Raw genomic sequence first — 13,197 nt, 5'->3', positions numbered from 1 at the left:
CTACCTCGCTATATTCAGCGCCTTGCGCAAAATAAACGGACATACAATTAAAAATGCATATTCCGGACTAAATACTGAACCTGTAAAAAACAGCGACAGCGGCGTAAAAAGATAAAGCTGCACCCGATAATTCTGATTATCACCAAACGCATTGATCATCATCTTCATGACTTTCCCCATGTACCACAGGGCTAATATCACCGCGAACCATGAGAAATAAATAATCAGCAGATACAAGCCATTGTCTATCGTTTTACCAACATCTGCACCGTTAAAAATTCCGAATGACGCAACATATTCATAAAGTGAGCCGAATCTCACTACCCCATCAACGTTAAGTAACGAATAACCGACCATTACTAATGGTCCCACGATACGATAATACGATGATGAGCCTTCAGTTCCTAAATCTCCAAGCCGTGTCGCGATGTACGGAAACGCAAATATCACACCAACGACAAACACGCTTAATGAGATTATCGCCAGCGGCAACTTCTTTTTTATCGCATCTTTATTCAGATACTGGAACGCCCACTCCAGGAGGTAAAACAAAATAAATGTCATTACCCCTGAAAACGATCCTGATAATATTATCCCTGCCAGAATCATAGCATCGGACTTAGGCGTTTTGATACCAAACTGTTTGATACTGAGCCAAATTGAGATTAACGCCAGAGCGAAGAATGCCGGTTCGAAATAGAGTGCAGTGGTGCGCTTCCCGCCAAACTTAATAAAGTTCAGAACATAGCTATTACTGTAAATAAGATATTTCGAAATAATTTCCATTAAACTGCTGCCGCCACTAAGAATTATCTGCGCCATTTCCACCGCAGCTAACCCCACCACCAGGCCCACAACCAGCCAGAAAAAACGCAAGATCTTAATGTAGTTATGCGGCGAAATGGTTTTGAAGCGAATACTCCACACCATACCGATAATCACCACGGTATAGACAAACAGCATTGCGGACGTCACGTACTTGCTGGCATCCAGTGATTGTCCGAACAGATAGTTAAACGCCGTCAGTCCGCCCCCCACGCCCAGCGCAATCATTAATTTTTTAATATTGATGCGCTCGACAAACAGCAACAGCAGAACGGGCAAAAACGTGACGATAGTTATCGGGAAGCTCTCGCCAAGCTGGGCGAGTTTGACGTTAACCAGCAGATAAAGCAGCGGTAGCACCAGATAGCTACAGATTCTGATAGAACGAGACATACTCCTCCAGCATCTGTTGTCCACTGTATGCCACCCGGCTGCGCTGGCTGAACGCGGCAAGCGACGTGTCAAATACCGCCTGCGCAATGTCTGATCTTTTCAGTTGCACCAGGTGCAAAACGTCCGCTTCGCTGAACGTTTTGCCGCCCGATTTCGCCAGCACTTCCTGCGCGGCATCGCTGTGCGTAGCAATAACCGGTACGCCGATGGAAAGCGCTTCGCACAGAATCAGCGGGTAGTTATCAACGCGCGAGCTGAACACCAGCCCATCCATCTCGTTAAGCGCGCTCATCAACGTGCGCTTATCGCTCTCAAACCCGTGATTGATGACGTTATCCCCGACAAACGGAGAAAATTTGCCGAAGGTATGCAGCTCAATTTTGTCTCCGAGCGCAATCATCGCTCGCACCAGTTGCTGACTGGTTTTTCCGTCATAGCGCAGGTCATGGGCCACCACGGCGATTTTCGGTCTGCCGCTTTCTTCATGGTTAGCGGGAAGTTCGGCAAGAATGGCTTCCGTTGCCACATCGATGCCGTTGTTAATAATGCGGCAACGACCGACGCCATACAGACTGTTGAATGCGTCGGCCACATGCTGACTGGGCGAGATGAACTGGCAGCCCAGTGCCAGCATGGCGCGAAACATCTGCCGTTTACCAGGCAACTGTTGATGGGCTTTATCGATTTTTACCGGCGGATAGTTACTGAGCGTTGGACATTTCTGACAGCCCGTTTTCCAGCTTTCGCAACCATCGGTAAAGGCACAGCGCCCGGTCACGCTCCAGTGATCGTGCAGCGTCCAGACGAAGGTGATATCCGGTTTATGCGCCTTCACTTTTTGGCAAAAGGTGACCACCTCTTCCAGATTCAACCAGTAGCTGTGCAACACATGAAAATGCAGTACCAGCGGGCCGGAAGTGCGGGTTACCGTACGGTACAACTTGTCGAGATTGCCAAACATGTCGCGGTTCGCGAAACGAAACAGCGCAATGTTCGCCGCCGACGTCAGACGTGGCGTATGTTTGATAACCTGCGGGTAATTCTCGTGACTGACGCTTTTCTTACCGCCTTTGCCATAGCCGTAGACAAAACGCGACGACAACCCTTTTTCCAGCGCCCTCAGATGCAAATCTAACGCTACGCCTGCCGCCCCGCCTTCTGCGAGCCGCACATTAAACTGTAATATTTTCATTTTATTACCTTCACCCGTGCCTTCTCGCCCACGACCAGCGTATTGTCCGGGATGCTATCCACGACGACGCTCCCGGCGCCAATCGTCACGTTATCGCCAATGGCAACGCCGCCAAGCAGAGTGACATTGGCCCCCAGCTCAACGCCGTTACCGATGACCGGACAGGACAGATCGTTGCCGCCAAGATTGCCGATGGTGACGCCGTGGCGCAGGGTGAAATCATCCCCCGCCACCACGTGTTTATTGATCACCACCCCATAGCCATGATGGATGGTGAAACGACGACCAATAGATGCAGCGGCCTGGATTTCATAGCCAAACACGCATTCAGTGATAAGGCGATACATCACCAGCACCGGCGCCGCCCACAGGTTGTTCAAGACATTTTTTTTACGCCAGACGGAGCAAAAATGGGCAATCCGATAGGCCACCACCATGCAGCAGGGTCGCAGACTCCAGCCGTTCGCGCGTAAATCTTCCAGCATACTTAGCGTCCTCGCAGTCCGTCGGCCAGGCGCTTACTATTGCGAACAGAAAGCAGCGTCAGCAACGTGCGCCAGTTCATCCGTTTATTGCGGATCTGGTAGAGGGTAAACAGCTGGTATTTCTTGCTGGCCCGGTCAAATTTGCCTTTGTGCTTACGGTAGAACTGAAAGTAGCCGGAGAATTTATGCGGGGATGAGGTAATACGCATTTCACCGTGATTCACATGCAGGATCTGCGTTGCCTCTTTTACCTTCCACGGTTTGCCATACGCCACCACCATACGCAGGAAAATGTCATAATCCTGCGCCGCTTTCAGCGTGGTATCGAACAGGCATGCTTTAAACCGCCAGGCCCAGGTAAATACCTGATTACCAATAATATTGCGCTTGTAAAATTTACGGCGTGAATAAACGGCCTTCGGATAGAGCGGCAAACTGGTCGGCTGCGAATATACTTCGCCTTCACAGACATAGTCATTGGCATACAGAAACGCCCGCGTCACCAGATGATGGCGATAATTGAGAAATACGCTCAGGCGGTTCGGCGTCCATTCATCATCATCATCAATACCCGTAATATATTGCCCACTGGCCTGCATGATGGCCTGATTACGCACCGCACAGGCTCCGGAGTTAGTGGGATTACGCGTATACGACACACGCGGATCGTTGAGTTCTTCAACAAATTGCTGCAGTTGCTCATACGAGGAAGAGCAATCATCCACAATGATCATCTCCCAGTGAGGATAGTCCTGGCGCAGTACCGATTTAATCGCCCGGATGGCCAGTTGCTGACGGTTCCAGGTGGGCATATAAATTGAAATTAGCGGGTTGTCTGTCGTCATTTTCGTTTCCCAGATATCCCCGTCATACTTCAAGTTGCATCTGCGTTGGCTTTCCTGCAACTCGAGTTATTTAGGGTATAAATATGTTTTTGTGGGCCGCTATCCGGCAATGTTCGTTACCTATTTCGAATCCGAGGTGTACTCGTATTCGTAGTAACCGTAATCCTGATACCCGCTGGCGCGGCGGAAGATCGAGTTCAGGATCACCCCTTTCACCTGAATGCCGTTTTGCTCAAAGCGACTCAGGCTGGTTTCCACCTCTTTCAGCGTGTTGACCGCGTAACGCGCCACCATCAGCGTGGTTCCAACGTGACGACCCACGATAGCCGCGTCGGTCACCGCCAGTATTGGCGGGGTATCGATCAGCACCAGGTCATAGTGCGAGCTGGCCCATGCAATCAGTTCGCCAAAGCGTTCACTCATCAGCAGCTCGGAGGGGTTGGGGGGAATTTGTCCGCGAGGGATCAGATCGAAATGTGGAATCGATGTCGGTTTCGCGCTGGATGAGATATCCCCCTTGCCGATGAGGATCTCAGACAGACCGTTAACGTTATTGGTCCCCAGCAGCTCGTGGGTATAGCCTTTGCGCATGTCGCAGTCGATCAACAGCACGCGTTTGTTGGTCTGACTAACGACCGCCGCCAGGTTGGCGCAGACAAATGTTTTACCAATCGACGGGCTGACACCGGTCAGCATCAAGACGTTGTTGCGCGCCTGCATCATGGCAAAGTGCAGGCTGGTACGCAGGCTGCGGACCGCTTCTATCGCAAGATCCGTCGGATTCCCCACTGCCAGCAACTGGCTTTGCTTGTAGCGTTTCACGCCTTTAATGGTCTGCACGTTATCGCGTGCTTTTTGCCATTCTGATAGCGGAATGCTGGCATACACGCTGATACCATGCTCTTCCAGCGCCTGTGGGCTTTCAATGCCGCGATTAAACAGGGAACGCAGCAGTACGCCCACCACTGAAAGCATCAAACCAAGAATGATGCTACCGAGAATAATCAGCGTCGTTTTCGGCTTCAGCACGCCAGGCTGGGCAATCGCGGGATCGACGATGCGCACATCTCCGACCGTACTGGCCTCGGTAATCTTCAGCTCCTGCTGCTTGTTCAGCAACTGCATATAGACCTGCTGGCCGGACTCCACGTCACGCGTCAGACGGACAATTTCCTGCTGCGTTTTCGGCATCGCCGTTACGCGCCCGTTCAGCTTGCTTTTCTCATCTTCCAGCGCCTGGCGTTTTTCCAGCAAGGTGCGGTACGCAGGGTGCGCTTTGGTGAACAGCTTGGAAATCTCCGCTTCTTTGAAGGTCAGCTCATTAAGCTGCGCATCAATATTCACCATGGAATCCAGCACCGCTTTGGCTTCCAGCGGCAAATCCACGGAGTCTTTGTCCTGACGAAAGGCATTCAGCTTGTTTTCGGCAACGTCCAGTCGGTTACGCACCTCGGGCAACTGCTTTGCCAGAAACGCCAGACTTTTGGCGGCCTCTTCAGATTTACGCTCCACGTTTTGTTGCAGATAGTTGCGGGTAATACTGTCAAGGATCTGGCGGATTTGCTCGCGGTCTTCGCCGGTAAAGGTCAGGCTCAGTACGCCAGTGTCTTTGCCGGTTTCCGTCACCATCAGATTATTTTGCAAGGTGTTGATCATGCCCAGCGTGGAGAATTTGCTGACGGTAAATTGGCTCTCAGGGCTGGCATGGATCGCCTCGACCAGCATCGTCACGCCGTCATGTTTCAGCACCTGCCCAACCTGCCCCTGGGCGCTAAAACCTCCGTCACTCACCAGCTGATAACTTTTGTCATTCAGCACGCTTAGCGTGAAGGTCTGTTCATTCATTGCCTTTGGCAGCGTGAAAGTCGTCACGTTAACCGTTTCGTTCTGGCGACCCATCAACCGATCCCAACCCGCGCCAAAAATGGGGAACGTATCTTTGGTAACCGCGATATCCAGGTTGAGATCGTCTACCGTTTTCCCCAATACCAGCCGTGACTGGATGAGCTGAATTTCCGCTTCAGAGGCCGGAGGTTTGTTCGACAACGCCGAGCCAATATCCTGCACCAGTGAATTTCCGGTATTTTGCTCAATTTGCACCAGCGCGTCCGCACTGTAGATCGGAGTGGCAAATAGCGTGTAAACCGCTGCGCATAATGCAAATGCCGCAGTAATACCAAGCACCCACCAGCGGGCTTCCACCACCGTTGCCACCAGACGGCCAATATCGATTTCATCATTGCCCGTTACCGGCGCAGCAGACTGTTTTACTTTTTCTATCATTGTTTTCCCTGCTCTGCGTTCAGTGCCTGAGCCCATTGGCGTGCAGACCGTTCAAGTAATGCGTACACCGCGTCAAACGCATCGCGGCTTTTACGATACGGATCGGGAATTTCGCGCTCGCTGTCCCAGTGACCAAACAGCATCACTTTGCCGCGCATCTCCGGCACCATTTCACACAGGGCAGAGATATGGCGTTTTTCCATGGTCAGGATCAGGTCATACTCCCGGCACATTCGTCCCGAGATCTGCCGGGCACAATGATTCTCCAGTGACAGGTTGTGCGCATGCGCCACGCTGATGGCGCACGGGTCCGCGCCTTTGCCTACCAACGCCCCGAGGCCGGCAGAAGAGACCGTCAGCGCCGGGTGAAATTGCCCTAACAAGCGCTCTGCCGTCGGAGAGCGGCAAATGTTCCCCACACAGACAACTAAGATTTTGTTAAACATGACGATTACCAGTTGTGAAGGTCGCTGGCCGTGTCCGTCATATAGCGAACACCGCTAATAGTCGGCAGCAACTGATTGATCAAACGGTTCCAGCGAGCAACCGGCGCGGTAGTGACGTACACCACATCGTATGGCTGGAGTCGGAATGACGTCGCCATCACCAGCGATGTCGCATCGGACATATCAAGCTGATAGATATTGGCAATCTTGCCGTTGTTCCCGCCCTCGCCTTTCAATGGACGAATAACGAAAATGCCGCTGGCGTTGGAGGTGGTCAGGTCGATACCTTCCGCGTTGCCGAGCGCTTCGGTGAGCGTCATGCCGCTGAAGTCCATTTTGAGGGTGCTCTGTTTTTTCACTTCCCCCATTACGAAGACTTTCAAATCGTCATTACGCGGAACAAACAGGATGTCGCCAGGATAGAGCAGACGGTTCTGGCTCAGGTCGCCATTTTGCATTAGCGCTTGCAGTGAAATACGTTGCTCCTGACCTTTATGAGTCAGTACAACGTTGCGCCAGTCTGCCGCCTCGGTGAGACCGCCTGCGGCATTAATGGCATCGAGAACGGTAAGCGGCACGTTGGTGATGGCCTGCTGGCCGGATTTGTTCACCTGCCCGGAGACATAGGCCTTCTGCGAACGGAAAGCGGCGATATTAACGTCCACCTGCGGGTCAGCAATGTACTTCGCTAAGCGCCCGGTAATATCACTACGAATTTCGGCCAACGTTTTCCCTGACACGCTAACTTTGCCGATGTAGGGGTAAAACATGGTGCCATCAGGCTGCACCCAGTTGCCGGCATCACTTGAGCTACGATACTGCCCGGCCGGCGTGGTGAGTTCAGGATGATCCCAGACGGTGACATTCAGGACATCGCCCGGGCCGACCCGGTACTGATACCCGGAAATCTCCTGGTCGAGAGACATATTAGGCTGCGCAACATTTGGTCGGGGACGTAATTGTTCGACCAGCCGTGGGGTGAGTGGATAAACATTCACCATGCGATCGATATCAAAATCAGCGTCCTGCTGTTTAATCACATCTTTGCCCATCGTAGACATATTGCTGCCCGGAAGCACGGTACAACCGTTTATCAAGATTACCGATACCAATACAGGTATCAATTTAAGTTTGGATTTCATCATTGATTATTTATCACTTTGGCAGAGTAATTATCACGTGCGATCTAAATAGCGACTTCGCCTGTACGCATTTACCTTGCCGTTAATTGAAAAGGAATTTAACTGGCATCTGTCCTAAAAAAAATGAATTCATCTGCGGTCTCTTGACAGAATAATTTAGACTCGTCTCAGGCGACCAGACACGCTACCGCCCCTGGCTTCATTAGCTACCAATGCACTGATTAATTTAAATTTTTATCTTCCTCTTTATTTTCATCACATTCACAGCGGGAACGCATCAGGAATAGCGCCGCTGGTTGATAAGGAAATATTTATCTTTTGATTATTACCGGAGGAATTGTTGCAGCTAAGCGAATATCAGGCAAGGTAACAAGTTACCGACAACTTGCTTTTAAGATTAATATTAAGCGTTGAATTTGTATATTTTTAGGATTTTATTGATATTGACAACATTAATATATAAATATCCCACCTGCGATATTTCTTAAAGAGCTTTGGATTAATAATATTATTTCCTGTAGTTACATTAAGGCTAATATCCCGTACCTGGTTGTAATAGGCTACAGAGAAATCCCTCCTCGCCATTGCATTTTTCGCCAGTTTTACCCATGATCGAATTGTGACAATTGTCATACAACTATGGGTATAGCATTTACTATGGAATGGATTGCCGATCCGTCAATCTGGGCCGGACTCGTCACGCTAATCGTGATCGAACTTGTTCTTGGCATTGATAATCTTGTTTTTATTGCCATCCTCGCGGAGAAACTGCCTCCTGCCCAGCGGGATAAGGCGCGTATTACCGGGCTACTGCTGGCGATGGTCATGCGCCTGCTGCTGTTGGCATCAATATCATGGCTGGTAACGCTGACCACGCCGCTGTTCAGCATTCGCGGCCTGAGCTTCAGCGCGCGCGATCTGATCATGCTGTTCGGCGGTTTCTTCCTGCTGTTTAAAGCCACCATGGAGCTAAACGAACGGCTGGAAGGCAAAGACAGCGAGAACCCGACCCAGCGTAAAGGCGCTAAGTTCTGGGGCGTCGTCGCGCAAATAGTCGTGCTGGACGCCATCTTCTCCCTGGATTCCGTCATTACCGCCGTGGGGATGGTCGATCACTTGGCGGTAATGATGGCTGCGGTGATTATTGCCATCAGCCTGATGGTGCTTGCCAGCAAGTCGCTGACGCGCTTTGTCAACAGCCATCCCACTATCGTCATTCTGTGCCTGAGCTTCTTGCTGATGATTGGTTTCAGTCTGGTCGCCGATGGGTTTGGTTTCCATATTCCGAAAGGTTATCTGTACGCCGCCATCGGCTTCTCGGTCATGATAGAAGCATTGAACCAGTTAGCTATCTTTAACCGCCGTCGCTTCCTGTCAGCCAACCATACCCTGCGCCAGCGCACCGCCGAGGCGGTAATGCGACTGCTGAGCGGGCAAAAAGAAGACGCCGAACTGGATGCCGAAACCGCGGCAATGCTGGCAGACCATCATGAAGGCCAAATTTTTGCCCCTCAGGAACGGCGGATGATTGAACGTGTGCTGAACCTTAATCAGCGTACGGTCAGCAGCATCATGACCTCGCGCCATGATATTGAGCACATCGACCTCAATGCGCCGGAAACAGAAATCCGCGCTTTGCTGGAAAAAAACCAGCATACGCGTCTGGTGGTCACCGGCGAAGATGAGCAGGAAGACTTGCTGGGCGTGGTGCATGTCATCGACCTGTTGCAGCAATCTCTTCGCGGCGAGCCGCTCGACTTACGCGTCTTGATTCGCCAGCCGTTGGTGTTCCCGGAAACTCTGCCGCTGCTTCCGGCGCTTGAGCAGTTCCGTAACGCCCGGACGCACTTCGCTTTTGTGGCCGATGAATTTGGGTCAGTTGAAGGGATTGTAACGCTCAGTGACGTGATGGAAACCATCGCCGGTAACCTGCCAAATGAGGTAGAGGAGATTGACGCCCGCCATGACATTCAGAAAAACGCGGATGGTTCATGGACCGCAAACGGACACATGCCGCTGGAAGATCTGGTGCAGTACGTGCCTATCCCGTTAGATGATAAGCGTGAATATCACACCATTGCCGGACTGTTAATGGAGTATTTGCAGCGCATCCCGAAAACCGGGGAGGAAGTTCAGGTTGGCGACTATCGACTAAAAACCCTGCAGGTGGAAAATCATCGCGTGCAAAAAGTCCAACTGATACCGCTGCACAGTGAAGAAGAGATGGATTACGAGGTGTAAATCACGAGCCGGAGGCGGCATCAACCGCCATCCGGCAATATGAATCAGAGTTTATCCAGCAACTTTTTAACATCTTTACCGTTGCGGGAGTCTTTATTGCGATCGGCCCAGTCGTTAAGGCGACGTTTCGCTTCATCCTGCAAATGCTTACGCAAAATCTGGTCGACCTGCAGACTGTAGTTTAGCGCCTGCCACTGACCGTAGACTCTGAGAGGAACTGGGGTAGCCTTCAGGAAGTTAATCAGCTTACTTTCGCCATCCCAGCCGCCCAGCACGCGAATGTTAAACAGCGTGTCGCAATTCAGCTTCACCAGATCCAGCGTTCCCTTGCCGGTCAGCGCCAGCATCGCCGACTCACCCGCCATGTTATCCAGCGTAACCTCGCCGTTATCCAGCGTCATATCGGTTACAAAATGATCCAACCGGGTCACGTTATCCAGGTTTTGCTGAGCTTTAACATCCCCACCGTTACGCTCGACGGCCTGTTGTATCATCTGCTGGAAGTTCATTCCTTCCATTCGCGTATCGCTCATTTCGACATGGGCCTGCCCTTGCCAGCTATGACGAAACGCCTGGGCATCAATATCTGAGCCAGAGAAATCCCCTGCCAGTGACAGCTTACCGGTGAGGGCGATGGGGTAGTTGAAGGCTTTCAGAATAGTACCAATTTCTACGCCTTCCAGGCGCGGATGGAAGACAGCTCGCGGTTGTCCTTTTCTGGCATCCAGCATACCAGGAAGCGACACCAGCCCACCGTCACTTTTCCCCTGCAACTGCGTAACGTTCAATAAGCCGAACTGGTTGTCAATTTTTGCCGAGACATTATCAAACACCATTTTCCGCCACAGCACTTTGTCAGCTTGCAAAGCGATGTCTGCCGAAAATCCCTTCAGTCCCTGATACGAAACGGCATCAACTTGAGAAGCAATAACGGGGCGCGCCAGCGTTGACTGACTCTGACCTTGCTGAACCTCACCGTTCGTCGTCACAGCCTCACGCTGTACGAGCAGATTGTCCAGATTGAGCTGACCAAACTTCAGGTCGACGGCCCATTCTGGTTTATCCAACAATGTCACATGAGCTTGCCCGGCGAGAGAGCTGTCGTTAGCGGTCAAATGAATCTGGCTAAACGCGAGCTGTTTTTTCTCTTCCAGCCACTGCGCCTGAAACTGTCCCTGACCTTTGATCCCCTGCGTCGGTAGATCGGCCCCCTGCAGTTGCCAGCTTAGCTGCTCAATATTCGCGGATAAGTTATGCGGATAGTCGGAGGCATCAACGCTGCCGTTGAAGGATAATGCGAGGTCACGCTGATCGCGGTTAACGCGCCCGGAGAAATCAAACGTGCCGCGGTGCTGATTATCCTGTTCCATGTCCAGACGAATATCGCGAACCGTGATCTGTTCATCGTCTTCATGCTGGAATACCAGAACGCTATCGGCAACACGCAGGCGGGCAATATCAAACGACCATCCTCTGTCTTCAGCCAGGTCGGGCAACGTATTGTCTTTTGGGGCAACGGGCGCATCTTCGCCGCGCACCGCTTCAGTTTGCGGGGTCAGTTGAATCACCGCGCCTTTGAGCATCACCTGCTTCACACTGAGCTGGTGACTCAACAGCGGCCACAACGCGACGTCAAGACGCATATTGTCGGCACGAATCAGGGGTTCGCTGGCGCCTTCAGCCGTTAACACCATGCGCCCCGAGAGGATACTCAGCTGTGGCCATACGTGCCAACGCAGAGGGCCATCCAACTGCAGCTGATATCCGCTACGCGCAGCAACCTGCTTGACCATATATGCGCGGAAATCATTCGGATTCACCAACAGTACTAACGCAGAAAAACCGGCCACCAGCACGACCAGTAGGATCATCAGCGTCGTCAGAAATCGTCTCATGCTATCCCCAATGGACTGAAAATACTCAGTCTTTATCGATCCGGCTGGCAACGGCGCCCTGCTGATCGCGATACTTTGCATCCTGACGACGGTTGTAAGGTCGCGCCGCCGGACCGGAAAGCGGTTCGAAGCTTAATGCGCCAATCGGCATGCCAGGACGCAGGGCCAGCGGTAGTTTTCCGGAGTTGTAAAACTCCAGTACGATACAGCCAGACCAGCCCGGATCGATACGGTGTGCGGTGACGTGTACCATCAGTCCCAGACGCGCCAGCGAAGAGCGGCCATCTAACCAACCCACAAGATCGGAAGGCAGCGTCACGGATTCGAACGTCACTGCCAGCGCCAGTTCGCCCGGATGCAGGAAAAATGCCTCGCCGTCTTTGAGGACGATTTCATCACTCATCACGCGATCCAGCGCGGCGCTGACTTCATCTTTCGGTCCGCTCAGATCGATATACGCCGCCGTATGCCCGCGGAACGTACGGAATTTGTTGCCAAGGCGCACATCTACCGTGGCGCCGTTGATTCGCTCGACAGGAGGGCGTGGATTGATCGACAGACGACCTTGATCCAACCAGGCTTCAATATCTCGGTCACATAAACGCATGGCACTTTCTCCTTTCGTGCTTCAACCCCTTAATGCCAGGTGCATTAAGGGTGAACCAGGTTATCACTGAACGGTACACAATTCGCTGAACTTATTCAAAGAACTGACTGATTTTAGCCTTCAGAATATCGATGGCGATGCGGTTTTTACCCCCGCGCGGCACAATGATGTCGGCGTATTGTTTTGAAGGCTCAATAAATTGCAGGAACATCGGACGGACGGTTTTCTGATATTGCGCCATCACTGAATCCATTGAACGACCACGTTCGTTCACATCGCGCTTGATACGGCGCATCAGGCAAATATCCAGCGGGGTATCAACAAAAATAGAGAAGTTCATCTCATCACGCAAACGCGCATCCGTCAGCAGCAAAATGCCTTCCAGGATGATGACTTTCTTGGGTTCGATATGAATAGTGTCTTGCGTGCGCGTGTGCTCAACGTAGCTGTACACCGGCAGCTCAATGGCACTACCGCGTTTCAGCGTTTGCAGATGTTGGAACAGCAGGCTGTGATCCATCGCGTTCGGATGGTCGTAGTTGGTTTTTACACGCTCTTCCATCGATAGATGGCTTTGATCTTTGTAATAGCTGTCTTCGGGAATAACGCCAATATGTTCGTCACCGACTTGTTCACGCAATTCGCGATAAAGAGTACTGGCAATAAGACTCTTGCCGGAAGCCGATGCGCCGGCAATGCCGATAATGACGCACTGATGGGACTGATCAGTCATAAATTTAGCGACCTGATTAACCTGGATGTTAGGAAGGGCGGCGCCGAAACGCCAAACGCGGCAATTATAGGGATTTCAGCGGCGCGACGCCAGCCCAGGCTGCACCAATG

Annotated in this window: 11 protein-coding genes; 1 reads left to right on the top strand and 10 read right to left on the bottom strand. The window is 51.8% G+C overall.

What is annotated here, in order from left to right; all coding sequences use genetic code 11:
- The 7 genes from wcaD to OGV75_RS21610 form a co-directional block, all read right to left on the bottom strand.
- Positions 1-1,218, bottom strand: a complete 1,218-nt coding sequence (gene wcaD, locus OGV75_RS21640; RefSeq protein ID WP_047359125.1) for a colanic acid polymerase WcaD — start codon at positions 1,216-1,218, stop codon at positions 1-3.
- Positions 1,193-2,410: a colanic acid biosynthesis glycosyltransferase WcaC gene (gene wcaC / locus OGV75_RS21635; RefSeq protein WP_019077135.1), complete on the bottom strand. Its 1,218-nt coding sequence runs from the start codon at positions 2,408-2,410 to the stop codon at positions 1,193-1,195. Before wcaC ends, wcaD begins: the two co-directional genes overlap by 26 nt.
- The gene (gene wcaB, locus OGV75_RS21630; protein WP_016156923.1) at positions 2,407-2,895 is read right to left on the bottom strand and encodes a colanic acid biosynthesis acetyltransferase WcaB; all 489 of its coding nucleotides are present in this window, start codon (positions 2,893-2,895) and stop codon (positions 2,407-2,409) included. The genes wcaC and wcaB overlap by 4 nt, the downstream gene beginning before the upstream one ends.
- A gap of 2 nt (positions 2,896-2,897) precedes the next feature.
- Positions 2,898-3,740: a colanic acid biosynthesis glycosyltransferase WcaA gene (gene wcaA, locus OGV75_RS21625; RefSeq protein WP_016153592.1), complete on the bottom strand. Its 843-nt coding sequence runs from the start codon at positions 3,738-3,740 to the stop codon at positions 2,898-2,900.
- Positions 3,741-3,860: 120 nt separating this feature from the next.
- On the bottom strand, positions 3,861-6,023 hold the full coding sequence (gene wzc / locus OGV75_RS21620; RefSeq protein WP_279266440.1) for a tyrosine-protein kinase Wzc: 2,163 nt from the start codon (positions 6,021-6,023) through the stop codon (positions 3,861-3,863).
- Entirely contained in the window at positions 6,020-6,469 is a 450-nt protein-coding gene (wzb, locus tag OGV75_RS21615; RefSeq protein ID WP_286481182.1) for a low molecular weight protein-tyrosine-phosphatase Wzb, read from the bottom strand. Before wzb ends, wzc begins: the two co-directional genes overlap by 4 nt.
- A gap of 5 nt (positions 6,470-6,474) precedes the next feature.
- The gene (locus OGV75_RS21610) at positions 6,475-7,614 is read right to left on the bottom strand and encodes a polysaccharide export protein (RefSeq protein ID WP_286481180.1); all 1,140 of its coding nucleotides are present in this window, start codon (positions 7,612-7,614) and stop codon (positions 6,475-6,477) included.
- Between the two features lie 654 nt (positions 7,615-8,268).
- Here OGV75_RS21610 and OGV75_RS21605 point away from each other — a divergent pair.
- Positions 8,269-9,852 carry a TerC family protein gene (locus OGV75_RS21605; RefSeq protein WP_019077138.1) on the top strand — a complete coding sequence of 528 codons (1,584 nt, stop codon included), beginning with the start codon at positions 8,269-8,271 and terminating at the stop codon, positions 9,850-9,852.
- A gap of 44 nt (positions 9,853-9,896) precedes the next feature.
- On the opposite strand, the gene asmA is transcribed toward OGV75_RS21605, so the two are convergent.
- The 3 genes from asmA to udk all read right to left on the bottom strand — a co-directional run bounded on the left by asmA (position 9,897) and on the right by udk (position 13,087).
- Positions 9,897-11,747, bottom strand: coding sequence for an outer membrane assembly protein AsmA (gene asmA / locus OGV75_RS21600; protein WP_181547386.1), 1,851 nt, complete (start codon positions 11,745-11,747; stop codon positions 9,897-9,899).
- Between the two features lie 25 nt (positions 11,748-11,772).
- The gene (gene dcd, locus OGV75_RS21595) at positions 11,773-12,354 is read right to left on the bottom strand and encodes a dCTP deaminase (protein ID WP_016153598.1); all 582 of its coding nucleotides are present in this window, start codon (positions 12,352-12,354) and stop codon (positions 11,773-11,775) included.
- 91 nt (positions 12,355-12,445) lie between these two features.
- Positions 12,446-13,087: a uridine kinase gene (udk, locus tag OGV75_RS21590; protein WP_003036776.1), complete on the bottom strand. Its 642-nt coding sequence runs from the start codon at positions 13,085-13,087 to the stop codon at positions 12,446-12,448.
- Positions 13,088-13,197 lie beyond the last annotated feature (110 nt).

This window comes from Citrobacter sp. Cb028 (assembly GCF_030336705.1).
Taxonomy (GTDB): Bacteria; Pseudomonadota; Gammaproteobacteria; order Enterobacterales; family Enterobacteriaceae; genus Citrobacter; species Citrobacter braakii.
This window is presented reverse-complemented; position numbering and strand designations above follow the sequence as displayed.

Coding starts and splice junctions, on each gene's coding strand:
- wcaD (WP_047359125.1), bottom strand. CDS start 1,218: ATGTCTCGTTCTATCAGAATCTGTAGCTATCTGGTGCTACCGCTGCTT.
- wcaC (WP_019077135.1), bottom strand. CDS start 2,410: ATGAAAATATTACAGTTTAATGTGCGGCTCGCAGAAGGCGGGGCGGCA.
- wcaB (WP_016156923.1), bottom strand. CDS start 2,895: ATGCTGGAAGATTTACGCGCGAACGGCTGGAGTCTGCGACCCTGCTGC.
- wcaA (WP_016153592.1), bottom strand. CDS start 3,740: ATGACGACAGACAACCCGCTAATTTCAATTTATATGCCCACCTGGAAC.
- wzc (WP_279266440.1), bottom strand. CDS start 6,023: ATGATAGAAAAAGTAAAACAGTCTGCTGCGCCGGTAACGGGCAATGAT.
- wzb (WP_286481182.1), bottom strand. CDS start 6,469: ATGTTTAACAAAATCTTAGTTGTCTGTGTGGGGAACATTTGCCGCTCT.
- OGV75_RS21610 (WP_286481180.1), bottom strand. CDS start 7,614: ATGATGAAATCCAAACTTAAATTGATACCTGTATTGGTATCGGTAATC.
- OGV75_RS21605 (WP_019077138.1), top strand. CDS start 8,269: ATGGAATGGATTGCCGATCCGTCAATCTGGGCCGGACTCGTCACGCTA.
- asmA (WP_181547386.1), bottom strand. CDS start 11,747: ATGAGACGATTTCTGACGACGCTGATGATCCTACTGGTCGTGCTGGTG.
- dcd (WP_016153598.1), bottom strand. CDS start 12,354: ATGCGTTTATGTGACCGAGATATTGAAGCCTGGTTGGATCAAGGTCGT.
- udk (WP_003036776.1), bottom strand. CDS start 13,087: ATGACTGATCAGTCCCATCAGTGCGTCATTATCGGCATTGCCGGCGCA.